Annotated in this window: 26 protein-coding genes and 2 tRNA genes; 9 read left to right on the top strand and 19 right to left on the bottom strand. The window is 63.0% G+C overall.

What is annotated here, in order from left to right:
* Positions 1-285 precede the first annotated feature (285 nt).
* The 5 genes from ABZO33_RS01440 to ABZO33_RS01420 form a co-directional block, all read right to left on the bottom strand.
* Positions 286-361, bottom strand: a tRNA-Thr gene (locus ABZO33_RS01440).
* Between the two features lie 98 nt (positions 362-459).
* Positions 460-711 carry a hypothetical protein gene (locus tag ABZO33_RS01435; protein ID WP_414534563.1) on the bottom strand — a complete coding sequence of 84 codons (252 nt, stop codon included), beginning with the start codon at positions 709-711 and terminating at the stop codon, positions 460-462.
* A gap of 22 nt (positions 712-733) precedes the next feature.
* Entirely contained in the window at positions 734-1,120 is a 387-nt protein-coding gene (locus ABZO33_RS01430; protein ID WP_023629981.1) for a hypothetical protein, read from the bottom strand.
* 18 nt (positions 1,121-1,138) lie between these two features.
* The gene (locus tag ABZO33_RS01425; protein ID WP_011536200.1) at positions 1,139-1,345 is read right to left on the bottom strand and encodes a helix-turn-helix domain-containing protein; all 207 of its coding nucleotides are present in this window, start codon (positions 1,343-1,345) and stop codon (positions 1,139-1,141) included.
* A gap of 9 nt (positions 1,346-1,354) precedes the next feature.
* The gene (locus ABZO33_RS01420) at positions 1,355-1,933 is read right to left on the bottom strand and encodes a hypothetical protein (RefSeq protein WP_414534562.1); all 579 of its coding nucleotides are present in this window, start codon (positions 1,931-1,933) and stop codon (positions 1,355-1,357) included.
* Positions 1,934-2,447: 514 nt separating this feature from the next.
* On the opposite strand from ABZO33_RS01420, the gene ABZO33_RS01415 reads away from it, so the two are divergent.
* Positions 2,448-2,807 carry an SMR family transporter gene (locus tag ABZO33_RS01415; protein WP_267302581.1) on the top strand — a complete coding sequence of 120 codons (360 nt, stop codon included), beginning with the start codon at positions 2,448-2,450 and terminating at the stop codon, positions 2,805-2,807.
* Positions 2,801-3,118, top strand: coding sequence for a multidrug/spermidine efflux SMR transporter subunit MdtI (gene mdtI, locus ABZO33_RS01410; protein ID WP_414534561.1), 318 nt, complete (start codon positions 2,801-2,803; stop codon positions 3,116-3,118). Before ABZO33_RS01415 ends, mdtI begins: the two co-directional genes overlap by 7 nt.
* A gap of 225 nt (positions 3,119-3,343) precedes the next feature.
* Here the strand turns inward: mdtI and ABZO33_RS01405 are convergent, their stop codons facing one another.
* Genes ABZO33_RS01405 through ABZO33_RS01385 form a run of 5 tightly spaced genes read right to left on the bottom strand, consistent with a single transcriptional unit; the run spans position 3,344 to position 7,615 of the window.
* Positions 3,344-4,567 carry a methyltransferase gene (locus ABZO33_RS01405; RefSeq protein WP_414534560.1) on the bottom strand — a complete coding sequence of 408 codons (1,224 nt, stop codon included), beginning with the start codon at positions 4,565-4,567 and terminating at the stop codon, positions 3,344-3,346.
* A gap of 59 nt (positions 4,568-4,626) precedes the next feature.
* Positions 4,627-5,316, bottom strand: coding sequence for an ABC transporter permease (locus ABZO33_RS01400; protein WP_110697277.1), 690 nt, complete (start codon positions 5,314-5,316; stop codon positions 4,627-4,629).
* Positions 5,317-6,009 carry an ABC transporter permease gene (locus tag ABZO33_RS01395; RefSeq protein ID WP_023630848.1) on the bottom strand — a complete coding sequence of 231 codons (693 nt, stop codon included), beginning with the start codon at positions 6,007-6,009 and terminating at the stop codon, positions 5,317-5,319. It abuts the gene before it with no gap.
* A 57-nt stretch (positions 6,010-6,066) separates the two neighbouring features.
* Positions 6,067-6,828 carry an ABC transporter substrate-binding protein gene (locus ABZO33_RS01390; RefSeq protein WP_414534559.1) on the bottom strand — a complete coding sequence of 254 codons (762 nt, stop codon included), beginning with the start codon at positions 6,826-6,828 and terminating at the stop codon, positions 6,067-6,069.
* A 13-nt stretch (positions 6,829-6,841) separates the two neighbouring features.
* Positions 6,842-7,615 (bottom strand): ABC transporter ATP-binding protein, encoded by a 774-nt coding sequence (locus ABZO33_RS01385; RefSeq protein WP_046853793.1) that lies wholly within the window; start codon positions 7,613-7,615, stop codon positions 6,842-6,844.
* A 606-nt stretch (positions 7,616-8,221) separates the two neighbouring features.
* Between ABZO33_RS01385 and gabP the strand changes: the two genes are divergently transcribed.
* Positions 8,222-9,607, top strand: coding sequence for a GABA permease (gabP, locus tag ABZO33_RS01380; protein WP_110697283.1), 1,386 nt, complete (start codon positions 8,222-8,224; stop codon positions 9,605-9,607).
* Positions 9,608-9,714: 107 nt separating this feature from the next.
* Here the strand turns inward: gabP and ABZO33_RS01375 are convergent, their stop codons facing one another.
* The 6 genes from ABZO33_RS01375 to ABZO33_RS01350 all read right to left on the bottom strand — a co-directional run bounded on the left by ABZO33_RS01375 (position 9,715) and on the right by ABZO33_RS01350 (position 15,194).
* A complete protein-coding gene (locus tag ABZO33_RS01375; RefSeq protein ID WP_414534558.1) occupies positions 9,715-10,158 on the bottom strand; it encodes a hypothetical protein in 444 nt (147 codons plus the stop codon).
* Between the two features lie 89 nt (positions 10,159-10,247).
* Positions 10,248-11,258: a polyphosphate kinase 2 gene (gene ppk2, locus ABZO33_RS01370; RefSeq protein ID WP_414534557.1), complete on the bottom strand. Its 1,011-nt coding sequence runs from the start codon at positions 11,256-11,258 to the stop codon at positions 10,248-10,250.
* Between the two features lie 188 nt (positions 11,259-11,446).
* A tRNA-Phe gene (locus tag ABZO33_RS01365) sits at positions 11,447-11,522 on the bottom strand.
* Positions 11,523-11,611: 89 nt separating this feature from the next.
* Entirely contained in the window at positions 11,612-11,884 is a 273-nt protein-coding gene (locus ABZO33_RS01360; protein ID WP_011536185.1) for an oxidative damage protection protein, read from the bottom strand.
* Positions 11,881-12,948 (bottom strand): A/G-specific adenine glycosylase, encoded by a 1,068-nt coding sequence (gene mutY / locus ABZO33_RS01355; protein ID WP_414534556.1) that lies wholly within the window; start codon positions 12,946-12,948, stop codon positions 11,881-11,883. The genes ABZO33_RS01360 and mutY overlap by 4 nt, the downstream gene beginning before the upstream one ends.
* Positions 12,945-15,194: an AsmA family protein gene (locus tag ABZO33_RS01350; RefSeq protein ID WP_414534555.1), complete on the bottom strand. Its 2,250-nt coding sequence runs from the start codon at positions 15,192-15,194 to the stop codon at positions 12,945-12,947. The genes mutY and ABZO33_RS01350 overlap by 4 nt, the downstream gene beginning before the upstream one ends.
* A 420-nt stretch (positions 15,195-15,614) precedes the next feature.
* Between ABZO33_RS01350 and ABZO33_RS01345 the strand changes: the two genes are divergently transcribed.
* From ABZO33_RS01345 to hisF, 6 genes are all read left to right on the top strand, one after another.
* Entirely contained in the window at positions 15,615-17,273 is a 1,659-nt protein-coding gene (locus ABZO33_RS01345; RefSeq protein ID WP_414534554.1) for an OFA family MFS transporter, read from the top strand.
* Positions 17,274-17,521: 248 nt separating this feature from the next.
* A complete protein-coding gene (gene hisB, locus ABZO33_RS01340) occupies positions 17,522-18,115 on the top strand; it encodes an imidazoleglycerol-phosphate dehydratase HisB (protein ID WP_414534553.1) in 594 nt (197 codons plus the stop codon).
* The gene (hisH, locus tag ABZO33_RS01335; protein ID WP_414534552.1) at positions 18,116-18,754 is read left to right on the top strand and encodes an imidazole glycerol phosphate synthase subunit HisH; all 639 of its coding nucleotides are present in this window, start codon (positions 18,116-18,118) and stop codon (positions 18,752-18,754) included.
* A complete protein-coding gene (locus ABZO33_RS01330; protein WP_414534551.1) occupies positions 18,755-19,015 on the top strand; it encodes a DUF2164 domain-containing protein in 261 nt (86 codons plus the stop codon).
* 27 nt (positions 19,016-19,042) lie between these two features.
* Entirely contained in the window at positions 19,043-19,780 is a 738-nt protein-coding gene (gene hisA, locus ABZO33_RS01325; RefSeq protein ID WP_046853804.1) for a 1-(5-phosphoribosyl)-5-[(5-phosphoribosylamino)methylideneamino]imidazole-4-carboxamide isomerase, read from the top strand.
* A gap of 9 nt (positions 19,781-19,789) precedes the next feature.
* Positions 19,790-20,560, top strand: coding sequence for an imidazole glycerol phosphate synthase subunit HisF (gene hisF / locus ABZO33_RS01320; protein WP_023629858.1), 771 nt, complete (start codon positions 19,790-19,792; stop codon positions 20,558-20,560).
* Between the two features lie 117 nt (positions 20,561-20,677).
* Here the strand turns inward: hisF and choV are convergent, their stop codons facing one another.
* From choV to ABZO33_RS01305, 3 genes are all read right to left on the bottom strand, one after another.
* A complete protein-coding gene (gene choV, locus ABZO33_RS01315) occupies positions 20,678-21,856 on the bottom strand; it encodes a choline ABC transporter ATP-binding protein (protein ID WP_023629857.1) in 1,179 nt (392 codons plus the stop codon).
* Positions 21,853-22,701 (bottom strand): choline ABC transporter permease subunit, encoded by an 849-nt coding sequence (choW, locus tag ABZO33_RS01310; protein ID WP_172402369.1) that lies wholly within the window; start codon positions 22,699-22,701, stop codon positions 21,853-21,855. Before choW ends, choV begins: the two co-directional genes overlap by 4 nt.
* An 81-nt stretch (positions 22,702-22,782) precedes the next feature.
* Entirely contained in the window at positions 22,783-23,730 is a 948-nt protein-coding gene (locus ABZO33_RS01305) for a choline ABC transporter substrate-binding protein (protein WP_414534550.1), read from the bottom strand.
* Between the last annotated feature and the right edge of the window lie 183 nt (positions 23,731-23,913).

The raw sequence follows: 23,913 nt of genomic DNA, 5'->3' as shown, positions 1-23,913 counted from the left end.
GGCAGAGAATCACGGTCTTCCTTGGGATTGCTGGGGCTGCTGTGCAGTCCATCGCAGGCAAGCCAGCTCCTGCACCGACCGCATCGACCTTGAGCTTTGTACAGTTCCTGTGGGAGCTGGCTTGTCGGCGATGAGGCCAGAAGCAGGCAACACATGACAGCCGGACCTGCACCGATCACTTTGGCATCGAGATGTTGAATCACGAGCCGGGTAGGGTCGAGGCTGATTTGCAATGCCGAAAACCAAAAAGGCCCACCTTTCGGTGAGCCTTTTGAGTACTGCGTATGGTGCCGGCACCAGGAATCGAACCCGGGACCTACTGATTACAAGTCAGTTGCTCTACCATCTGAGCTATACCGGCACAGGGGCGTCATTATAGCGATGGATTCGGCGCTGTAAACCACTTCGTTGCATCCAGCGCACAAAACCCTAAGTCACCGAACTGAAAGGAGAATTTTCCTACCAGCCGCGATGGATGGAGTTGACGCTTGGCTCGGGCTGGCCGGGGTTGAAGAACAGCTTGCCGTTGTCGCAGCCGCGCTTGCGGCAGCTGCCGTCGGCGTTGTGCAGGGGCAGGCCGCGGTCGCCGCCCAGCTGCATGCCGGGCATGTTCCAGTGCAACGGGGCCGGCTTGCTGTTTGGCAGGCTGTTGGCGCAGCCGGTCATGGCCAGGGCGAGGGTCAGCAGGGCGAAAGGCTTGGTGTGTTTCACGATGTTCGAGTCCGTTCCGGGATCAGTCTTTGTTCAGGATGCGCTGGATGGTGCCGCCGCAGGCCATGTAGCAGGAGTCGTAGTCATTGCCGCAACTGTAGCTGCTCCCCGTGTTGAAGGGGTAGCTCGGGTAGTGGCAACTGTGACGCGCTTCCTTCTTGCTCTTGCCGTTCTGGCAGTACTGGTAGGCCCTCATCTCGGCCTGGTACAGCGCTCGTTCGCTGTTGTCCTGCAGGCGGGCCATCTGCTTGCAGTGGTTGCGCTCCGTCGAACAGCTGTTGATGCAGTTCATGCCATGCGCGCTGGGCGGTGGCGAGTATCTATAGGTGTAGCTCGGGCCGCAGCCGGTCAGGGCCAGGGCCAGGCAGGCCAGCACGAGGGCGGCCAGACCATTGTGGAAAAGTGCCATGGGTGTTGCAGTCCTTGATCATTCGTCGCTGAACTCCAGCAAATCGCCGGGCTGGCAGTTCAGGGCGCGACACAGCTTCTCCAGGGTCTCGATCTTGAAACCCTTGATCTTGCCGTTCTTCAGCAGCGACAGGTTCGCTTCCGTGATACCGATGATTTCCGCCAGGTCCTTGGAACGTATCTTGTTCCGGGCCATGACGACGTCGAGGCGGATGATTATCGGCATAGGGAGCAGTCAGACATAACAGTTGTGTTCATCGCTGATGGTCTTGGCGTCACGCATGAGCAGCGAGAAGGCACACAGCAGGATGCCTTTCATGATCTCGTAGACAGCCAGCGATGATACACCGATCGAGAAGCTGAAGCTCCTTTCGCCGGCCGGCAGGTCGATGGCCAGGGCCAGGCCTTGCAAGGTATAGGTTACCGGCCACAGCAACGGGGTGAAGATGCACAGCAGGCCGACCCACCACAGCAGCTTGATGTTGGCCGAGGTCCAGGTCTGCCCACGTGAGAGGCGATGGAAGAACAGGCCGGTCAGGCTGAGGGCTACAACGGAAATCAGCGTGGGAATCATGTCCACGGCCAATACCAGGCCGACGGCCAGGGGGGATGCCTTGTACCCGGGTTCGAGCAGCAGGGGCATCTGGTCGCCGTAGGCTTGCAGGTAGCCGTTGAAGATCTCGGGAAAGTCGAAGATGAAGAGCAACGGCGTGATGGTCAGCTCGACGACCGCGGTTGTCCAGGCCAGGTAGGCGGCGAATGCGCCGATGGTGCGTAGGCGCGAACGCGCATAGGCCACGGATCTACTGTTCATGGGGTGCCTCCGTACAGTGATGAACGGGGCGGATTATTCTTGAATAATTATCGTAAAACAATAATTAATTTTGTGTTTTGCCTCATGGCGACGGTTTGTCGCAGGAGGAGGGTCTGCGCTTGGCACCGGCCTTGCCGGTGATCGCGAGGCCAGCCCGCTCCCACGCGGAAGAGGGTTGCGTAACCGCAGGGCCATCCCCAGAGAACGAACATGGGGAATATAATTTACGAAGCTTTCAGCAGGCTTTAAGGGGATCTTCCTGAAGCCATCTATTTTCCGTGAGAAATAATTAGTCCTAACCTATCGTTTTGACTTAATCGATCAGCTCAGCTAATCTTGTGTTCATTATGTTGAACAGTAAAGCTTTCAAGCTCCTCTCCTCCTCCCGCCTGGTTTCCCGTGAACGTCACTGGACCGGCGACCTCTAGCGCCACCCTCCCTCTACAGCCGTAAACGTTCTCTGTCTGGCGCCGATGCCTGTGCGCTCGGCCGCTGTCGCCCATGGGAGGGCACCATGCGTTCCTGGATCTACCTGATCGTCGCCATCACCTTCGAGGTGATCGGCACGGCGTCGATGAAACTCGCCGCCACTCATTTCCCCTTGATGGGGCATGCCGTCATGTACGTCATGATCTGTCTGTCGTATTTCTTCCTGGCCCTGGCGGTCAAGCGCGTGCCGGTGGGTGTGGCCTACGCGCTGTGGGAAGGTTTCGGCATCGTGCTGATCACCTTGATCAGCGTGCTCTGGCTCGGCGAGAGCCTGGGCTGGACCAAGGCCCTGGGCCTGGCGGTGATGATCGCCGGCATCCTGCTGGTCAAGGCCGGTACCCGCGCAAAGCCCGTCGAACGTGAAGGGGAGGCCGTGCCATGCTGATTCCATTTGCCTGGCTGGGCCTCGCCATCGTGCTGGAGGTGCTGGCCAACCTACTGCTCAAGTATTCCGACGGTTTCCGCCGCAAAGGCCTGGGCCTGGCCTCGATCCTCTGCGTGCTGGCGGCGTTCACCGCGCTGGCGCAGGCGGTGAAGGACATCGATCTGTCGCTGGCCTACGCCATCTGGGGTGGCTTCGGCATCCTTGCCACTGTGGCCATGGGCTGGGCCTTGTTCGGTCAGCGTCTGGCTGGGCGTGGTTGGTTGGGTCTTGTGTTGCTGCTGGTAGGCATGGGCTTGCTCAAACTGGCTTGACAAAGGCCCTGGCAAAGCGCTTGGCAAAATTGCTTATGCACAAGTGGCATTGGCTGCTTGCGCGAAAGGCATGCCGCCCGGCGCTACCACCGGTCTTTGCGCAAAGGCCTGTTTTTACTGGCTTTGAGGCCCATGACGGAATAAGCAAAGCAGCGCAAATAGCCCAAGGATCCAAGATTTCGTGATTTTCATCACAAGCTTGTACACAGACTTATCCACAGGCTGTCAACCGCGCTGCGGCGTTGCGTCGCGCTCACCCAGCACCAGCAGATTGCGAGGCGTCAGCGGGTAGTCGCAGAAAACGCCGACACGAACCTTGTAACCATGTTCCAGCAGGAACAGGGCGCGATCGAGCACCAGCCACATCTCCAGGGGGCGGCGGAAGAGATTGCGCACTCGCTCAAGGTTACGCACCTGGGCCAGGCGTTGCTGGCCGGCTGCCTCCAGGGCAGCCCAGTCGGGATGGCCGCTGATCGTCAGCTGCTTGAGTTCGGCCAAGTCGCGACAGTACTGCTCGAAAGGCTTTGCCAGCCAGCTGACCGGCAGCGAAGGGGTGGGCAGGTATTCGTCCACCCCTCGTTGCTGGCGCTGCAGCAGGTCGAACCCAAGGCGGCGGGCCATGGACTGGTCGCGCTGGCGCCGAGTGCGCTGGCTGGAGGTGACCGCCTCGCTTAGCGGCAGGCCCAGGTCTTCCTGGGTCAAGGCAATGGCCGAGGCCTGGGCGGCGCCGGAGAGCGGCTGATAGCGCTTGCCCTGGATGCGGTTGTAGCAGCAGGGCGCCACCGCGATCTGTCTGCACCCCTGCTGGCTTGCCAGTTGCAGCAGACGCACATGCAGGTCGCCGCAGGCGTGCAGGGCGACCGCGCTCTTGTCGCCATCCAGATGCCGGGCGCTATCCATGGCCATGACGTCCTGGTGGACATGGGTGGCAGCCAGGTGGTGATGCTCGCTCAGGACCTTGCCGGCACTGACCAGCTCGGCGTCGTACTCCAGGCAGGTCAGCTGCTGGCCGGGTTGCAGCAGGCGCCTGCCCAGGTGGCCTTTGCCGGAGCACCAGTCGAGCCAGTGCCGCACCGGTTGGCCGAACGCCAGGCGACGGCTGAAGGCTTCGATCTGCTGCCACTTGCGGCCGGGGACGTTGACGTCGAGACGGTGGCCGGCGGGGTGCAAGCCGGCATCGGGCAGCTCGCCGACAGCGGACAGTGTCTGTGCCTGGGCGGCCAGTTGTGGAAATGGCGCTGGGGCCGCCGGTTGCTCGGGGGCTTCGGCTTGTTCAAGGGTGCGTTGGCGCAGCCAGTGGGACAGCTCGGCGTGCTCGTCTTCCCAGTCCAGGCGCAAGTGGTTGAACGGGCGCGGGCGCCACAGCTGCTGGTGCTGCAGCAGGAAGTGGTCAAGGGCCTGGAAGCGCTCGAGCAGGTGCTGGTCGTGGAGGTAAGGCGTGGTCGGCATGCAGGCACCGCAGCACAATAGATAGGGGCCGCCATGCGGCCCCGATGTCGTTTATAGCTTCAACGCCCTTGGCAGGCATCCACGCGCAGCCAGCGCTCCAGCACTTTGAAACCTTGAACCAGCACGAACGAGATCAGCAGGTAGAACACCCCGGCGGCAAAGAAGATCTCCACCGGCAGGTAGGTCCGGGCAATGATGGTCCGCGCCATGCCGGTCAGCTCCAGCAAGGTGACGGTACTGGCCAGGGCGCTGGCCTTGAGCATCAGGATCACTTCGTTGCTGTAGGCCGGCAGGCCGATGCGCGCGGCGCGCGGCAGCATGATGTAGAGCAGCGTTTTGCCCCGTGACATGCCCAGCGCCCGTGCTGCTTCGATCTCGCCCTTGGGAATCGCCTGCAGGGCGCCGCGCAGGATCTCGGCGATATAGGCGGCGGTGTGCAGGGTCATGGTCAACACCGTGCACCAGAACGGATCGCGCAGGTACGGCCACAGCGAGCTGTTGCGCACCACATCGAACTGGGCCAGGCCGTAGTAGACCAGGAACAGCTGCACCAGCAGCGGCGTGCCGCGGAAGAAGAAGATGTAACCGAAGGGCAGGGCGCGCACGTACCAGTGCCGCGACGAGCGCGCCACGCCCAGTGGAATGGCCAGGATCAGGCCGGCGATGACCGCGATGGCCACCAGCTCCAGGGTCAGCGTCGCGCCTTGCGCCAGGCGTGGCAGCCACTTGATGATGACTTCCCAGTTCATTTATTCGGCCCTCATGAAGCCGCGAGCGGCGCGCTTTTCCAGGAAGTGCATGCCGGTCATGGCAATCACGGTCAGGCCCAGGTAGATGCAGGCGGCCACGGCGTAGAAGGTGAACGGCTCCTTGGTGACGGTCACGCCGATCTGCGCGTGGCGCATGATCTCTTCCAGGCCGATCACCGACACCAGCGCGGTGTCCTTCATCAGGATCATGAACAGGTTGCCCAGGCCCGGCAGGGCGATGCGCCACATCTGCGGCAGGATGATCCGCGACAGGATGCGGCCCTTGGACAGGCCCAGGGCCAGGCCCGCTTCACGATGGCCCTTGGGGATGGCCAGGATCGCGCCGCGGAACACTTCCGTGGCGTAGGCGCCAAAGCACAGGCCGAGGGCGATCACGCCGGCGGTGAAGGCACTGAGCTCCAGGCCAGGCATGTTCAGCAGTTCGCCAAGGCTGTTCATCAGCCCGACGGTGCCGAAGTAGATGAGCAGCACCCAGAGCAGTTCGGGTACGCCGCGCACCAACGTCGAATAGGTGCCACCAAGCCATTGCAGCGGCTTGATCGGCGAGGTCTTGGCCAGGGCGCCGAGCAGGCCCAGGACAAGCCCCAGCAGCAAGGCGCAGAGCGCCAGTTTTACGGTCATCAGGGTACCGGCCATCATGGCCGGGCCGAATCCGTGCAGGTCGATATTCATGGGTAAGTTTGTTCAAGGGACAGGCATCGCCAAAGTGGCGATGCCTGTCGGGGCGAATCAATAGATGCTGAACGGGAAGTACTTGTCGTTGATCTTCTTGTAGGTACCGTCGGCGACGATTTCCTTCAGTGCGGCATTGAGCTTGTTACGCAGCTCGTTGTCGCCTTTGCGCACGGCAATGCCTACCTTGTCGCTCTCGTTGACCGGGTCGCCTTTGAACTCGTAGTTCTTGCCGGCGTCGGACTTCAGCCAGTCGTAGTTGGCGTACTTGTCGGCGAGGATGGCATCGACGCGGCCGGAGGTGAGGTCGAGGTAGGCATTTTCCTGGCCGTCATACAGGTTGACCTTGAACTCGCCGTCCATGCCGCCGTTGTCGTCCAGCCAGGTAGCCGCCTGAGTGGCGCGCTGGGTGCCGATGGTCTTACCCTTGAGCGAAGCGCGGTCGGTCTTGAAGTCGACGTTTTTCGGTGCGATGAACTGCTGCTTGTTCGAGTAGTAGGGGTCGGTGAAGTCAACGGCCTGCTTACGCTCGTCGGTGATCGACAGCGAGGAGATGATGAAGTCGGACTTCTTGGCGTTCAGCGCCGGGATGATACCGTCCCAGTCGGAGACGGCCACCTCGCATTCGACCTTCATCTTGGCGCACAGGGCGTCACCGATATCCTTGTCGAAGCCGACCACCTGGCCGCTGGCATCCTTGTTGTTGAACGGCGGGTAGGCTGCCTCGATGCCCATTTTCAGTTTTTCGGCGGCCAGGGCATTGGCCGAGAACACCAGCGTGGTGGCAGCGGCCAGGAGGAATTTCTTGTAGGTCTGCATTCGTGTTGCTCCGTTAGCGGTGGCTGGACATGAATTGCTTGCAACGCGCCGAGGTCGGGTTCTCGAAGACCTGCTGCGGCGATCCCTGCTCTTCGACCAGGCCCTGGTGCAGGAAGACCACTTCACTGGACACCTGGCGGGCAAAGTTCATCTCGTGCGTCACCAGCAGCATGGTACGGCCTTCTTCGGCCAGGGCGCGGATGACGTTAAGCACTTCCTGGACCATTTCCGGATCGAGCGCCGAGGTTGGCTCGTCGAACAGGATGACCTTGGGCTTCATGGCCAGGGTACGGGCGATGGCGGCACGCTGTTGCTGGCCACCGGAAAGCTGGGCGGGGTAGCTGTGGCGCTTGTCGAAGATACCGACCTTGTTCAACAGCGCCTCGGCATGCTCGATGGCCTCGGCCTTGCTCTGGCCGAGCACGCGGCGTGGCGCCTCGATGATGTTGTCGAGGATCGACATGTGCGGCCACAGGTTGAAATTCTGGAAGACAAAGCCGATCTCGCTGCGCAGGCGGTTGATCTGGCGGTTGTCGGCGGCGATCAGGTCGCCGTTTTTCTGCGCCTTGAGCTTGAGGGCTTCACCGGCGACCAGGATCTCGCCCTGGTGTGGGTTCTCCAGCAGGTTGATGCAGCGCAGCAGGGTGGACTTGCCAGAGCCGGACGAGCCGAGGATGGAGATCACGTCACCGTCGCGCGCGGTCAGCGAAATGCCCTTGAGAATTTCCTGCTCGCCATAGCGTTTGTGCAGGTTGCGGATTTCCAGCGCGGGCGTGGCCTGAGCCATTTGCGGTCCTCATGTGTTCGGGTGCGTTCCCAGCTGTTGGCGGCCTTCCTGGCGAGCGCCACGCTAGCATAGCGGCGCAACGGCGGCCAACCGGGTCGCGGGGTGCTCGGGTCGCTGGTGGGACAGTTTGTCGCATCGCTGCAGTGGACTGTCGCCAGGATGTCCGCAATAGCGTTTTGCCCAGCACCGGAGCCTTGATGAAAAAAGGCGCGATGGTGCCAGCTTTGGCCCGGTCTGGGAAGCCGTTTTTAGCCGGGTGGCACTGTGTCGCGGACTTGGCGGGGGCAAGGTTGCGCCTGTTGGTTGCGCTTTCTGTTGAGCAGATTTCGTGCACAGGTGTTACCGAGGAGCACCTTTGGTGCGTTTGTAAGTGGGTATTTCCGTAATCCGGACTTGGCATGGGGTTTTGGTGGCCTTCCGGTCAAAGCTTGGCACAATGCCCTGCAAGCCGCGTCGTTATTGGTGACGGAAACATTTCAGACGAAAGTCATTCTCAGGTGGCCCGCTTATTGCCCTCTGGAAACCACTGAATGCGGCGACGCCTATCCACACCCCGGCGCGCTGGCCAGTCATTCGTGTAGTCCACCTCCTTACAAAGGTAGTTTTATGAGCGGTAACAATTCCAATGACCTCGCTCAGGGGCTCAAGCAACGGCATGTGACCATGCTGTCCATCGCCGGCGTGATCGGCGCCGGGCTGTTCGTCGGCTCCGGCCATGCCATCGCCGCCGCCGGCCCCGCCGTGCTGCTGGCCTACGCCGCGGCCGGTACCCTGGTCGTGCTGGTGATGCGCATGCTCGGCGAAATGGCCGTCGCCTCGCCTGACACCGGTTCCTTCTCTACCTACGCCGACCGCGCCATCGGGCGCTGGGCCGGTTTCACCATCGGCTGGTTGTACTGGTGGTTCTGGGTGCTGGTGATTCCGCTGGAGGCCAACGCCGCCGCCGCCATCCTGCATGCCTGGTTCCCGTCGGTGGACCTGTGGGCGTTCTCGTTGATCATTACCCTGGCGCTGACCATCACCAACCTGTTCAGCGTGAAGAACTACGGTGAGTTCGAGTTCTGGTTCGCCCTGCTCAAGGTGCTGGCGATCATCGGCTTCATCGTCGTCGGTTGCGCGGCCATGTTCGGCATGGTGCCGAGCAGCCAGATCAGCGGCGTCAGCCACCTGTTCGACACCCAGGGCTTTATGCCCAATGGCCTGGGCGCCGTGCTGGCCGCCATGCTGACCACCATGTTCTCCTTCATGGGTACCGAGATCGTCACCATCGCCGCCGCCGAATCGAAGGATCCGGGCAAGCAGATCAGCCGCGCCACCAACTCGGTGATCTGGCGTATCTGCCTGTTCTACCTGGTGTCGATCTTCCTGGTCGTGGCCATGGTTCCATGGAACGACCCGACCCTGGCCGAGAAAGGTTCCTACCAGACTGTCCTCAGCCTGATCGGCGTGCCGAACGCCAAGCTGATCGTCGACATCGTCGTGCTGATCGCCGTGACCAGCTGCCTGAACTCGGCGCTGTACACCTCTTCGCGCATGCTCTTCTCCCTGAGCAAGCGCGGCGACGCTCCGGCAATCGCCCAGCGCACCACCAAGGCCGGCACCCCGCACTGGGCCGTACTGCTGTCCACCGCCGCGGCCTTCCTGTGCGTGTTCGCCAACTTCCTGGCCCCGGCCGAGGTGTTCGAGTTCCTGCTGGCCAGCTCCGGCGCCATCGCCCTGCTGGTGTACCTGGTGATCGCCGTGTCGCAACTGCGCATGCGTGCCCAGCGTGAAGCCAAGGGCGAGAAGATCTCGTTCAAGATGTGGATGTTCCCGGGCCTGACCTGGGCGACCATTGCCTTCATTATCGCCGTGCTGGCGGTGATGGCGCTGCGCGAAGATCACCGTGCCGAGATCATCGCCACGGCAATCCTGAGCATTGGTGTGGTAGCGGCTGGTCTGCTGGTGCACCGCAAGCGTGGCGCTGCTGCGCGTGTGGCGCTGGATAGCTGATCCCCAAGTGAAATGAAAAGGCCGCGTCCTGTGAAGGGCGCGGCCTTTTTGTTTGCCTTTGAGGCGGGTCGTGGGAGCGGCGCACCGCCGCTCCTGCGGATTTCCGGTCAGCCGAACTGCTTCTGCTGTTGTTGCTGCTTGGCCACGACCTCCGAGGCGGTGACATAGGCGTCCTGGAACTCGTCGCTCTCCAGCCACGCCATGGTCGCGTCCTCGTCGGCGCCGTCCAGCCATTTGCGGTAGGCGGTGAACACCAGGACGATGTAGTCAGTGGCGTGTTCTTCCTTGTGGCCCTTGAGCACCAGTGCCAGCAGCGGGTCGACCAGGAATACCGAGATCATCGGCACCAGGCCGTTTTCCTGGGCTTCCTTCATTTTTTCGAACAGGCTGTTGTAGCTGCCCGATTCCATGGCCTTGTTGAACACCTGCTCGACACTGGCGCTGTCGCCGGCGCTGGTCTTGACCGCCTGGCCGCTGCGCACCATGCGGTTCTGCTTGGCCTTGGTGGCGGCGCGCTTGGCGCGTTTCTGTTGCTTGGTGTTGGTGGCCATGGGTGGATCCTTGGGCTGACTGGTAAAGGCGCGTATTGAAGCGTAGTTGCGCGAGAAACCCAAGAGGCCGCCTGGCGGCCCCTAAGTGTTCAGCTCACCAGCGCCGCCGGCTCATCCTCCTCGAACCCCCGCGAAGCCCGTCCGACCAGCAGCGGATCCGGCGCATGCGCCACGCTGTGGTCCTTGCCCGGATAATCCAGCGAGTGCAGGAAGTGACGAATGCAGTTGATCCGCGCGCGTTTCTTGTCGTCCGACTTGATCACCGTCCATGGCGCATCGGCCGTGTCGGTATGGAAGAACATCGCTTCCTTGGCGGCGGTGTAGTCCTCCCACTTGTCCAGCGACTTGATGTCGATGGGCGAGAGTTTCCAGTGCTTGAGCGGGTCGTCGCGGCGGGAGATGAAACGGCGCAGTTGCTCTTCGCGGTTCACCGAGAACCAGAACTTGAACAGCAGGATACCGCTGTTGCACAGCATGCGTTCGAGGTCTGGTGCCTGGCGCATGAACTCCAGGTATTGCAGCGGCGAGCAGAAGTCCATCACCTTCTCGACCCCGGCACGGTTGTACCAGGAGCGGTCGAAGAACACCATTTCACCGGCTGTGGGCAGGTGCTGCACATAACGCTGGAAGTACCACTGGCCCTTTTCCTGCTCCGACGGTTTCTCCAGCGCCACGATGCGCGCGCCACGCGGGTTCAGGTGTTCCATGAAGCGTTTGATGGTGCCGCCCTTGCCCGCAGCATCACGGCCCTCGAACAGCACGACGATGCGCTGGCCGGTTTCCTTCACCCAGTTCTGCACCTTGAGCAGCTCGATCTGCAGGTCGTGCTTGGCCTTCTCGTAGTCCTGGCGGCGCATGCGCGTGCGGTAGGGGTAGCTGGCCGGCAGGCGCGCCGAGGTGCTGTCTTCGTTGCTGCCTTTGCGGGCGTTGGCCACTTCCAGGGCTGCAGGTTGCTGGCTGACCTGGGTAATGGTCTCTTGCGCGGCGGTGCTGATGGCCGGTTTGCGCTGGCGTGGGCGACGAGGACGAGGGGCAGGCTTGGGGCTGCTACCGGCCTCGGTGGGCGCTGGCAGGAGGAGGGTGGCGGATTCTTCGCTCATGGAGGTCCTTGCGGGGGTCGGTCGAATGTCCACCTTCCATCCTATGAGCTTGTGGTGGGTGGCTTTTTGATATCGATCAACCCGCGGTGCAGGATTGTTGAGGTAAAAATCGCAGGCAACAAAAAACCCGCACTAGGCGGGTTTCTTGTGTCGCTTCGGGTAACTTTGCAACCACCAGAAGCTGAAGGTGGTGCCCAGAGACGGAGTCGAACCGCCGACACGAGGATTTTCAATCCTCTGCTCTACCGACTGAGCTATCTGGGCGACGAGGTGCATTAAATAGATTTCCGAACTGATCGTCAACGACTTTTTGAAAAAATTTAAATTAATTCCGTCGCTTACGATTTTCGGGGTCAATTCGAGGGCGGCACGTAGCCTTCGGCCTGGGCGTAGTCCTCACCGGCGAAGAACTTGTCCATCTCGGCCTGGATGAACTTGCGATCCTCGGCGTTCATCATGTTCAGGCGCTTCTCGTTGATCAGCATGGTCTGGTGGTCCTGCCACTCCTTCCAGGCCTTCTGCGAGATGTGCTCGAAGATGTCCTGGCCCTTGGCGCCCGGGTAGGGCGGGCGGTCGAGGCCTGGGAGTTCTTCGTTGTACTTGCGGCACTTCACGGTGCGGGTCATGGCTTCTCTCCTGCAATCAGTTCGTCGGCCGCGCGTTGCAGCAGCTTCTTGACCGGGGCGGCGAGGCCCAGGCGCGGCGGGGTGGCGAGGTTATACCAGAGCCAGTCGGGCTCGGCCACGTGCGCGCCGACGGGGTCGACGCGCACCAGCCAGGGCTCGATGGCCAGCTGGAAATGGCTGAAGGTGTGGGTCAGGCCTGTCAGGGCCTGGCTGCCGGCCAGGCGCAGGCCGTGCTGGTAGGCGAGGTCTTCGAGCTGCTCGAGGCTGTCCAGCTCCGGCAGGCTCCACAGCCCGCCCCACAGGCCGCTGGAGGGCCGACGATAGAGCAGGATCGCGCCCTCGTGGTTGGTCAGCAGCGGCATCAGGGTCTTGCGCTGGGGCAGGGCCTTGCGCGGCTTGGGCTCGGGATAGCGGGTCTCCTCGCCGTGCAGGTGCGCTTCGCAACCGCGCTGCAACGGGCAGATCAGGCAACTGGGCTTGCTGCGCGTGCACAGCGTCGCGCCCATGTCCATCATTGCCTGGGTGTAGTGGTTGGCCCGGGTCATCGGCGTGAAGCGTTCGGCGCTGGCCCACAGCTGGTTGGCCACCTTCGGCTCGCCCGGGTAGCCGGCCTGGGCGGTGAAGCGGGCCAGCACGCGCTTGACGTTGCCGTCGAGGATCGGCGCGCGGATGCCCATGCTGATACTGGCGATGGCCCCGGCGGTGGAGCGGCCAATGCCGGGCAGTTCGGTGAGTTGCTCGACGCTGCGCGGAAACTCGCCGCCATGTTGCTCGACGACGATCTTCGCGGCCTTTTGCAGGTTACGGGCACGGGTGTAGTAGCCCAGGCCCGTCCACAGGTGCAGCACCTCGTCCTCCGGCGCCTCGGCCAGCGCCTGCACGGTGGGCAGGGCCTGCATGAAGCGGTCGAAGTAGTTGAGCACGGTGCTGACCTGGGTCTGCTGCAACATGATTTCCGACACCCACACCCGATACGGGGTGATGCCCTGTTGCCAGGGCAAGTCATGCCGGCCGTGCTGGTCGTACCAATCCAGCACGGCGCTAGAGAACTGCTGGGGGGTCATCGTTTGAACAACCCCTTGAGCGCATCTTTGAGTTCCGGGCTCACCTTGTCTCCGAGTTTCTCTTCGAGCTTTTCATCGATCTTGTCTTTCAGGCGGTTGCCGGCCAGCTTGGCGGCAACCTTGCCCAGGCCGTCCTGGTCCAGGCGGCAGGCCTTGGCGCCCAGCTCCAGCGGGCCACGGCAGCGCAGCGGCACTTCGACGCCGACATAGCGCTCGTTGACCTGGCAGGCCGGGTCGGGCATGGCGCGTTGGTCGCCTTCGACGACCACGCCGACGTTGTAGTCCATGCCCAGCACGCGCAGGTCGAGGTCGCCGTGGCCGTTGACGGTCAGGCCCGGGATGCGCGCCTTGAGGTCCGGGTTGCTGGCCACGCCGTTGCGCAATACCAGGCTGCCGCGCAGCTCCTGGAACGGCGTGTCCTTGCCACGGGGCTCGCCGCTGAGTTGCTTGCGGTTGAGGGTGGCGATGGCCTGGCACAGTTGCTGTTCCAGATTGGCGTTGACCAGCACGCCGTCGTTGATGGTGAAGCTGGCGTTACCGTTGAGCGTATCGACCAGCGCCTTCTGGCTGTTGCCGGTGGCGGTGAGGTCGCTGTTCAGGGTCAGCAGGCCCTTGACTGGCGGCGCCTGCTCCGGGGATTCACGCTTGATGAAGTGTTCCACTGGCACGCGGTTGATCTTGGTGTTGACGCCGATCTGCGGCACGGCGGGGCGTACATCGACAGTGCCCTTGGCCTCGAAGGTGCCGTTGTACAGGGCGCCGCGCAGGGTTTGCAGGGTGACCAGGCCGCCTTGGCCGCTGGCGGTCAGTTGCGCATCGCTGATCGGTAGCTTGTCCAGCGTCAGGGCGCCGAACGACAGGTCGGCCTGCAGATCGAGGGCGCGCAGGCGGTCGACCGGCAGCAGCTTGTCGCTGCTCCAGGCCACTTGCGTCGGTGCGTCGGGTAGCGGCGTGGAGCCGGCGCCGGCGACGGCGCTGGCTTCCTGCTGCTTGACCTCGGCCTGGCGCGCTGCGGTGGCACCCTTGGCCTCCTCGCTCTTGGCCGGCAGGTAGCGGTCGGCGTCGAACGTGTCGCCCTTAAGGCGCATGCGCAGGGCCTGCTTGGCGAAGTCGTCCACGGCGACACGGCCAGTGAAGGTGCTGTCGTCCAGCTTCACCGCCAGGTCTTCGAGGGCGAGACTGTTCGGCGTGCCTTGCAGGCGGGTGACCAGCTCCAGCTTCTTGAACGCTGCCGCATCGGCGGTGGCGGGCAGCGGGTGGCCGATACCGTCGAGGAAGGTGCGCAGGTCGAACTGGGCGATGGACAGGCCGCCGCTGACCTGCGGCGTCTTGTCGAGGTCGCGCACGTTCAGCTCGCCCAGGGCGCGCAACTGGTTGGCCGAGACTTTCAGGCCGCTCCAGGAGGCGACATTGGCCGCCAGGTCGACCAGCACCTGGCCTTGGGCGGCGAAGGTCATGGTCTTGCCGGCCAGTGGCTCGCCCGAGGTTTCGCCGGACAGGCGCATGTCCTCGAGGTTGTAGCGCTTGAGACGGCGGTCGAAGCGCAGCTCGCCGGTCAGCTCGGTACGCGCCTTCAGGTTCGGTTGGCTGGCGCTGAGGAAGGCGCTGGCCTTGAGCGGGATGTTCACGCCTTCGTGCACGGGGCCGGTGCTCAACTGGATACTTTCGGCGCCGTAGGTCTGGCCGGCTTTCTCGTCGGTATACAGCACGCGGGCGTTGTTGACGGTCAGGCTGTCGATATCGAGCTTGACCGAGCGCTCGCCACTTTCCGGCTTGGCTGGTTCTGTCGCCGAGCTTGCATCGGGCGTGCTCGCCGGTGCGTTGGCGATCGCCGGGTCGGGCAATGGCTTGCCGATGTCTTCCCAGTTGCCATGGCCGTTGGCATCGCGGGTCAGCGTCAGGTTGAGGCCTTCGACCCGCACGTCGCTCATCTGCACTTCACGGCGCAGCAGAGGCAGCACGCGCACCGACAGGCCGAGCATCTGCAGGTCGGCGAAAGGCACCTTGGGGTTGTTCAGCGTGGCGATGCTGGCTTCGTGCAGCTCCAGGCCCAGCCACGGAAACAGGCTCCAGCCGATGTCGCCGTTGAGGGTCAGTTCCACATGGGCCTTGTCGCGGGCCAACTGGCGGATTTCTTCTTTGTAGTCGTTGGGATCGAAGAGGTGGGTCAGGGCGAAGCCCAGCGCCACGATGATCAGCAACAACCCGAGAAGCCCCAGCCCCAGGATTTTGCCGAACGCTTTCATGGGCGAGTCCTTGTAGTCCGATTATGAATTTCAGCGGCGAGTATAGCGCTGCGGGTGTAGGCACTGCGTATCCGACATTTCGACAGTGGCAATGGCAGCAGTTCATTTATTGCCTGCTCGGGCCATCGCGGGGCTAGCCCGCTCCCACGCTGGTCAAGATCTGCGTGGGAGCGGGCTAGCCCCGCGATGAGGCCGGAACAGGCGACACAACCTCACCTGGATACACGAAATACCGATTCAGCTGTCGAAAAAAACACGATATCAGATTGCTTTCATGTCACCCGCTGCTGGTAATCTTGCGCCCGCCCGTGGAGCCCCGCGACCCATTGTCGCGGGTGATGCCTGAAGCGGCCGGGCTGCCTTGCGTGCAGCCATACAGAGCCGTCCACGCGCACAGCCCACCTACAAAAGGATCAATCCATGAACAGCAGTATCACGGCGGGAGCGGTGGCGAGCACGCCGGGCTTCCTGTCGAAGGAGCGCATCATCGCCCGCCCGGGCTTCAACCGCTGGCTGGTGCCGCCGGCGGCCCTGGCCATTCACCTGTGCATCGGCATGGCCTATGGCTTCTCGGTGTTCTGGCTGCCGCTGTCGCAGGCCCTGGGTGTCAGCGCGCCGGTGGCCTGCGCCGCCGACATGGGCTTCGTCGCCCGCCTGTTCAGCGCCGAGTGCGACTGGCCGATCTCCATGCTCAGCTGGATCTACACCCTGTTCTTCGTGTTCCTCGGCTGCTCGGCCGCGGTACTTGGCGGTTGGCTGGAGCACGCCGGCCCGCGCAAGGCCGGCCTGGTCTCGGCACTGTGCTGGTGCGGCGGCCTGCTGATCTCGGCGATCGGCGTGAAGACCCATCAGCTGTGGTTGATGTGGCTGGGCTCGGGGGTGATCGGCGGGATCGGCCTGGGATTGGGCTACATCTCGCCGGTGTCGACGCTGATCAAGTGGTTCCCGGACAAGCGTGGCATGGCCACCGGCATGGCGATCATGGGCTTTGGTGGAGGTGCCATGGTGGGCGCTCCTCTGGCCACCGCGCTCATGGGCCATTTCGGCAGCGCGACCGAAGTGGGCGTATGGCAGAGCTTTGTTGCCATGGCCGCGATCTACTTCGTGTTCATGACCGCGGGCGCCCTGGCCTACCGCGTACCGCCGACCGGCTGGAAGCCCGAAGGCTGGACACCGCCGGCGAAGAAAGCCAACGCCATGGTCACCGACCGTCACGTGCACGTCAGCGTGGCCTGGAAAACCCCGCAGTTCGCCCTGGTGTGGCTGGTGCTGTGCCTGAACGTGTCGGCCGGCATCGGCATTCTCGGCATGGCTTCGCCACTGCTGCAGGAAGTGTTCGCCGGCAAGCTGCTGGGCAACGAGCTGACCTTCGGTGAGCTGAATGCCGCGCAGCTGGCGCAGATCGCCGCGATCGCCGCCGGCTTCACCGGCCTGCTGAGCCTGTTCAACATCGGCGGGCGCTTCTTCTGGGCGTCGTTCTCCGACTATATCGGCCGCAAGAACACCTACTTCGCCTTCTTCGCCTTGGGCGTGGGCCTCTACAGCCTGGTGCCGAACATGGGCCATATCGGCAACGTGGCGCTGTTCGTGGCGGCGTTCTGCATCATCCTGTCGATGTACGGCGGCGGCTTCGCCACCGTGCCGGCGTACCTGGCCGACCTGTTCGGCACGCAGATGGTCGGTGCCATCCATGGTCGCCTGCTGACTGCCTGGGCTGCCGCTGGCGTGCTCGGCCCGGTGCTGATCACCTACCTGCGCGAAGCGCAGCTGGCGGCGGGCGTGGAACGGGCCGCGGCCTACGACATGACGTTGTACATCCTGGCCGGCCTGCTGGTGCTGGGGTTCATCTGCAACATGCTGGTGCGCCCGGTGGCGGACAAGTACTTCATGACCGATGCCGAACTGGCGGCCGAGCGCGCGCTGAGCCATGACAAGGGCGCCGATTCCGCGCGTTCGCTGGAATGGCACGCGGCGCCAGGCAGCCTGCCGCTGGTGCTGGTGGCCTGGGCGGTGGTGGTGATTCCGCTGGCCTGGGGGGTGTGGATCACCCTGCAGAAGACGGCGGTGCTGTTTCATTGATGGATGATACGGCCGGTTGATTGGCTGGTTTCAAGGGCCCCATCGCGGGGCAAGCCCGCTCCCACGATCTGGCGTGGGAGCGGGCTTGCCCCGCGATGGGGCCAACAGAAAAATCTGCTTGTATAGACCTGTAGATCCCTCAGGCCCCCGCAATTGCTTGCCCTGCCATATGTCATCCGCGTTTCAAGCCGGCGCGTTCTGGGCCTATAATGGAGCCCTTTTCGCCCAATGATTTTGCGGAGCTGGTGATGGTCGAACGTAAGGCTTCCGTCGAGCGCAATACCCTGGAAACCCAGGTCAAGTGCTCGATCAACCTCGATGGCAGCGGCAAGGCCCGATTTGAAATCGGCGTGCCTTTCCTTGAACACATGCTCGACCAGATCGCCCGACATGGGCTGATCGACCTGGACATCGAGTGCAAGGGCGACCTGCATATCGACGATCACCATACCGTCGAGGACGTCGGTATCACCCTCGGCCAGGCCTTCGCCAAGGCCATCGGCGACAAGAAAGGTATCTACCGCTACGGCCATGCCTACGTGCCGCTGGACGAAGCGCTGTCGCGCGTGGTCATCGATTTTTCCGGCCGCCCGGGCCTGCAGATGCACGTGCCGTACACCCGGGCCAGTGTCGGCGGCTTCGATGTCGACCTGTTCCAGGAGTTCTTCCAGGGCTTCGTCAACCATGCCTTGGTGACCCTGCACATCGACAACCTGCGTGGCCACAACACCCACCACCAGATCGAGACCGTGTTCAAGGCCTTCGGCCGCGCATTGCGCATGGCCATCGAGCAGGATGCGCGCATGGCCGGGCAGATGCCTTCCACCAAGGGATGCCTGTAAATGCAGACGGTAGCCGTAATCGACTATGGCATGGGCAACCTGCACTCGGTGGCCAAGGCCCTGGAGCACGTGGGCGCCGGCAAGGTGCTGGTGACCAGCGACGCCGCGGTGATTCGTGAAGCCGACCGTGTAGTGTTCCCCGGCGTCGGCGCGATTCGCGACTGCATGGCCGAGATCCGCCGCCTGGGCTTCGACAGCCTGGTGCGCGAGGTCAGCCAGGACCGTCCGTTCCTCGGCATCTGCGTGGGCATGCAGGCGCTGCTTGAGCACAGCGAGGAAAACGACGGCGTCGACTGCATCGGCCTGTTCCCCGGCCAGGTGCGCTTCTTCGGTAAAGACCTGAAGGAAGACGGCGAGCACCTGAAGGTGCCGCACATGGGTTGGAACGAAGTCAGCCAGAGCAACGACCACCCGCTGTGGCACGACATTCCGGATCGCGCGCGTTTTTATTTCGTGCACAGCTACTACATCAATGCCGGCAAGCCGGGCCAGGTGGTCGGTCGCGGCCACTATGGCGTCGATTTCGCTGCCGCGCTGGCCGATGGCTCGCGCTTTGCCGTGCAGTTCCACCCGGAGAAAAGCCATACCCATGGCCTGCAGCTGCTGCAGAACTTCGTCGCCTGGGACGGGCGCTGGTAAATGAGCCGATCGAAGACCAAGGCCCCGATCATCACGCTGGCCCCCGAGCAGGAGCGCGAGGCGCTCGACACGCTCAAGCGCTTCCTCGAAGACCGCTTCGAGCTGGAGCTGGGGTCGTTCGAGGTGGCCGAGGTCCTCGAGCTGTTCAGCAAGGAAATTGCACCCCACTACTACAACAGGGCGATTGCCGATGTTCAGCTGCACCTCAAGGAGCGGTTCGAGAGCATCGAAAGCGACCTGTGGGCGCTCGAAAAGCCCTGAACCCAACGAACAAGACAGGTTGCCAAGATGCTGATTATCCCCGCTATCGATCTCAAGGACGGTGCCTGCGTACGCCTGCGCCAAGGCCGCATGGAAGACTCCACGGTATTCTCCGACGACCCGGTGAGCATGGCCGCCAAATGGGTCGAGGGTGGCTGCCGCCGCCTGCACCTGGTCGACCTCAACGGTGCGTTCGAAGGTCAGCCGGTCAACGGTGAAGTGGTCACGGCTATCGCCAAGCGTTACCCGACCCTGCCGATCCAGATCGGCGGTGGCATCCGCTCGCTGGAAACCATCGAGCACTACGTCAAGGCCGGCGTCAGCTACGTGATCATCGGCACCAAGGCGGTCAAGCAGCCTGAGTTCGTCGCCGAAGCGTGCAAGGCCTTCCCCGGCAAGGTCATCGTCGGCCTGGACGCAAAAGACGGCTTCGTCGCCACCGACGGCTGGGCCGAAGTGAGCAGCGTGCAGGTCATCGACCTGGCCAAGCGTTTCGAGGCTGACGGCGTCTCGGCGATCGTCTACACCGACATCGCCAAGGACGGCATGATGCAGGGCTGCAACGTGCCCTTCACCAAGGCCCTGGCCGAAGCTACCCGCATCCCGGTGATCGCCTCGGGCGGCATCCACAACCTGGGTGACATCAAGGCCCTGCTGGACGCCAAGGCACCCGGCATCATCGGCGCCATCACTGGCCGTGCCATCTACGAAGGCACCCTCGACGTCGCCGAGGCCCAGGCCTTCTGCGACAACTACCAAGGCTGAGGAGCGACCATGGCACTGGCCAAGCGCATCATCCCTTGCCTGGACGTGGACAACGGCCGGGTTGTCAAGGGCGTCAAGTTCGAGAACATCCGCGATGCCGGCGACCCGGTGGAGATCGCCCGGCGCTACGACGAGCAGGGCGCCGACGAAATCACCTTCCTCGACATCACCGCCAGCGTCGATGGCCGTGACACCACCCTGCATACCGTCGAGCGCATGGCCAGCCAGGTGTTCATCCCGCTGACCGTGGGCGGTGGCGTGCGCACTGTGCAGGACATCCGCAACCTGCTCAACGCCGGGGCCGACAAGGTGTCTATCAACACCGCCGCGGTGTTCAACCCGGAGTTCGTCGGCGAGGCGGCGGACCGTTTCGGTTCGCAGTGTATCGTCGTTGCCATCGACGCCAAGAAAGTCTCCGGCCCTGGCGAAACGCCGCGCTGGGAGATCTTCACCCATGGCGGGCGCAAGCCTACCGGGCTGGATGCGGTGGAGTGGGCGAAGAAGATGGAAGGCCTCGGGGCTGGCGAGATCCTGCTGACCAGCATGGACCAGGATGGCATGAAGAACGGCTTCGACCTGGGTGTGACCCGTGCCATCAGCGATGCACTGGGGATTCCGGTGATTGCCTCGGGTGGCGTGGGTAACCTGCAGCACCTGGCCGATGGCATTCTGGAAGGGCATGCCAGCGCGGTGCTGGCGGCGAGCATCTTCCACTTTGGCGAGTACACGGTGCCGGAAGCCAAGGCCTACATGGCTTCGCGTGGGATCGTCGTACGCTGAAAAATTGATTGGGGCTGCTTTGCAGCCCATCGCGGCTGAAGCCGCTCCTACAAGGATCACACGTCTCCTGTAGGAGCGGCTTCAGCCGCGATGGGCCGCAAGGCGGCCCCAATTAAATCACCCGTGATTCTTGCCAAGCAGCGCGTGATAAAGCTCGGTATCCCCGAGTATCCCCACCACCTTGTCGTTATCCTGCAGCACCAGCTTGTTGCCGGTCTGATAACGAATCTGCAGCGCCTCGCGCATGCCGATATCGGCGTGCACCACAGTCGGCCTGCGTTCCAGCAAGCCTACGTCCTGCCCCGGCGCCCAGTTCTGCATGTCCAGGCCGTTCTGGCCCTGGCGTGCGCGCTTGAGCGAGCCGCCCTCGCCAAGGTCCAGCCATGAATCGATGCCCGGATCCAGGCACACCGAGCCGTTGACCCGTCGGCAATTGTCCAGGCTACGCATCAGGCTGCGGCCACACAGCACGTTGAGCGGGTTGGTGTGAGCGACGAAGGTGCGCACATATTCGTCGGCCGGGTTGAGCACGATCTCTTCCGGCTTGCTGTACTGGATGATCCGCCCGTCCTTCATGATGGCGATGCGGCTGCCCAGTTTCAGCGCCTCGTCCAGGTCGTGGCTGACGAACACGATGGTCTTGCTGAGTTTGCTCTGCAGTGCCAGCAGTTCGTCCTGCAGGCCCTGGCGGATCAGCGGATCGAGGGCCGAGAACGGCTCGTCCATCAGCAGGATATCGGCATCCATCGCCAGCGCCCGGGCCAAGCCCACGCGCTGCTGCATGCCACCGGAGAGCTCGTCCGGCTTCTTGTTGCGCCACTGGGTCAGGCCCACCAGCTCGAGCTTCTCATCCACCAGCTTGCGCCGTTCCTTCTCCGGTCGGCCCTGCATTTCCAGGCCGAAGCTGATGTTCTCGCGCACCGTCAGCCAAGGCATCAGGGCGAACTTCTGGAACACCATGGCGATGCGCTTGGTGCGCATCATCTTCAGCTCTGCCGGGGTGCAGTGGGCGATATCGATGTGCTTGCCTTCATGCTCGACGAACAGCTTGCCGCGGCTCACGGTGTTGAGGCCGTTGATGCAGCGCAGCAGGCTGGACTTGCCCGAGCCGGACAGGCCCATCAGCACGCAGATCTCGCCCTTGTTGATGTCCAGGTTGGCCTTTTCGACGCCGACCACCAGGCCCGTCTGCTTGAGGATCTGCTCGCGGGTCTTGCCCTGGTCGAGCAGGGCAAGCGCCTCGCGCGGCTTGCTGGAGAAGATGACGTCGACGTCTTCGAAACGAATGATGCTCATGCCTCACCCCTTACCGGCAGCTCCGGTTGCTTGCAGATACGGTCGAGCATGATGGCCAGCAGCACGATGGCCAATCCGGCTTCGAAGCCAAGGGAGATATCGGCGGTGTTCAGTGCGTTGACCACGGGTTTGCCCAGACCGTCGGCGCCGACCAGAGCGGCGATCACCACCATCGACAGCGACAGCATGATGCATTGCGTGACGCCGGCGGCGATGCTCGGCATGGCGTGGGGCAGTTCGATGCGGGTCAGCAGTTGGCGGCGCGAGCAACCGAAAGCCTTGCCGGCGTCCATCAGTTCCTGCGGCACGTCGCAGATGCCCAGATAAGTGAGGCGGATGGGCGCGGCGATGGCGAACACCACGGTGGAGATCAGCCCCGGCACCACGCCCAGGCCGAACAGGGTGAGCGTGGGGATCAGGTAGACGAAGGTGGGCACGGTCTGCATCAAGTCCAGCACCGGGCGCATGGCGGTATAGAACATCGGCTTGTGCGCGGCGGCGATGCCCAGCGGCACGCCGATGACCACGCAGACCACCGTTGCGAAGGTGACCTGCGCCAGGGTTTCCATGGTTTCCTGCCAGTAACCCAGGTTGAGGATCAGCAGGAACGACAGGGCAACGAAGACGGTGAGTGCCCATTTGCGCTGGATCAGGTGCGCGAGGGCGGCAAACAGGGCGATGAGCACGAACGGGTTGAACCAGGTCAGGGCGCTGGTGACCCCATGGATCATGAATTCCAGGCCTGCGGCGATGGCGTCGAAGTAGCTGGCGCCATTCTGGGTCAACCATTCGACGAATGAGGCGATGTACTGCCCCAGGGGTATTTTCTGATCGATAAGCATGATAGCGAGCTTCCACCTGCAAAGATTGAAATCAGTTCGGGGTGGGCACGGTCCCACCCCGCGGTGTTGCCATGGCGTCTTGCGTTATTGCGTCAGTTTGGCCTTGGCCGCCTCCAGGCCGGGCTTGCCATCCACGGTGGTCACACCGGCCAGCCAGGCATCCAGTTTGCCGGGGTTGTCCTTGAGCCACTTCTTGGCCGCCGCTTCGGGTTTCATCTTGTCGTCCAGGACATAGCCCATCATGGTGCTTTCATCCTTGAGCTCGAACGACAGGTTCTTCAACAGCTGGCCAACGTTGCCGCATTCCTGTGCATAGCCCTTGCGGGTGTTGGTCAGCACGGTGGCCTTGCCGAAGTCAGGGCCGAAATAGGAATCCCCGCCGGTCAGGTACTGCATCTTGAAGCGGGTGTTCATCGGGTGCGGTTCCCAGCCGAGGAACACGATCGCGTCTTCGCGCTTCTGCGCCCGGTCGACCTGGGCCAGCATGCCCGCCTCGCTGGACTGCACGATCTGGAAGCCGGCGTCCTTCAGGCCGAAGGCGTTGTCGTCGATCATCTTCTGGATGGTGCGGTTGCCATCGTTGCCCGGCTCGATGCCGTAGATCTTGCCCTTGAGCTCCTGCTTGAACTTGGGAATGTCGGCGAAGTCCTTCAGGCCCTTGTCATACAAGGCCTGGGGCACGGCCAGGGTGTACTTGGCGTTTTCCAGGTTGGCGCGCACGGTCTCGACGGTGCCGGCATCGCGGTACTGCTTGATGTCGTTCTCCATGGTCGGCATCCAGTTGCCGAGAAACACGTCCAGGTCCTTGCCGGTGGCCAGCGACTTGTAGGTCACCGGTACCGAGATCATGGTGGTGTGGGTCTTGTAGCCCAGGGCTTCGAGCACGACGCTGGTGGTGGCGGTGGTGACCGTGATGTCGGTCCAGCCGACATCGGAGAACCGTACCGTCTGACACTGCTCGGGTTCGGCGGCCTGGGCCAGCAGCGGGGCGGACAGCAACGCGACCAGCAACAGCGAGGGTGAACCTTTCATGGATGGACTCCTGTGATTTTATCTTCGGGTTCGCGTGGGTCGCCGGGCGTTCTCAGGGCTTCGGTCGACCAGGCCTGCAGAGGGCAGGATGCGAGGCCGTGCAATACGAGTCGCTTTCGATAATCCTCCAGCGTTCGGCAATCGCCTACTGGTGGCGTCGTATCCAGTACAGGACGGGTCGTA

It is taken from the genome of Pseudomonas sp. CAM1A (assembly GCF_047501685.1).
Lineage (GTDB): Bacteria > Pseudomonadota > Gammaproteobacteria > Pseudomonadales > Pseudomonadaceae > Aquipseudomonas.
This window is presented reverse-complemented; position numbering and strand designations above follow the sequence as displayed.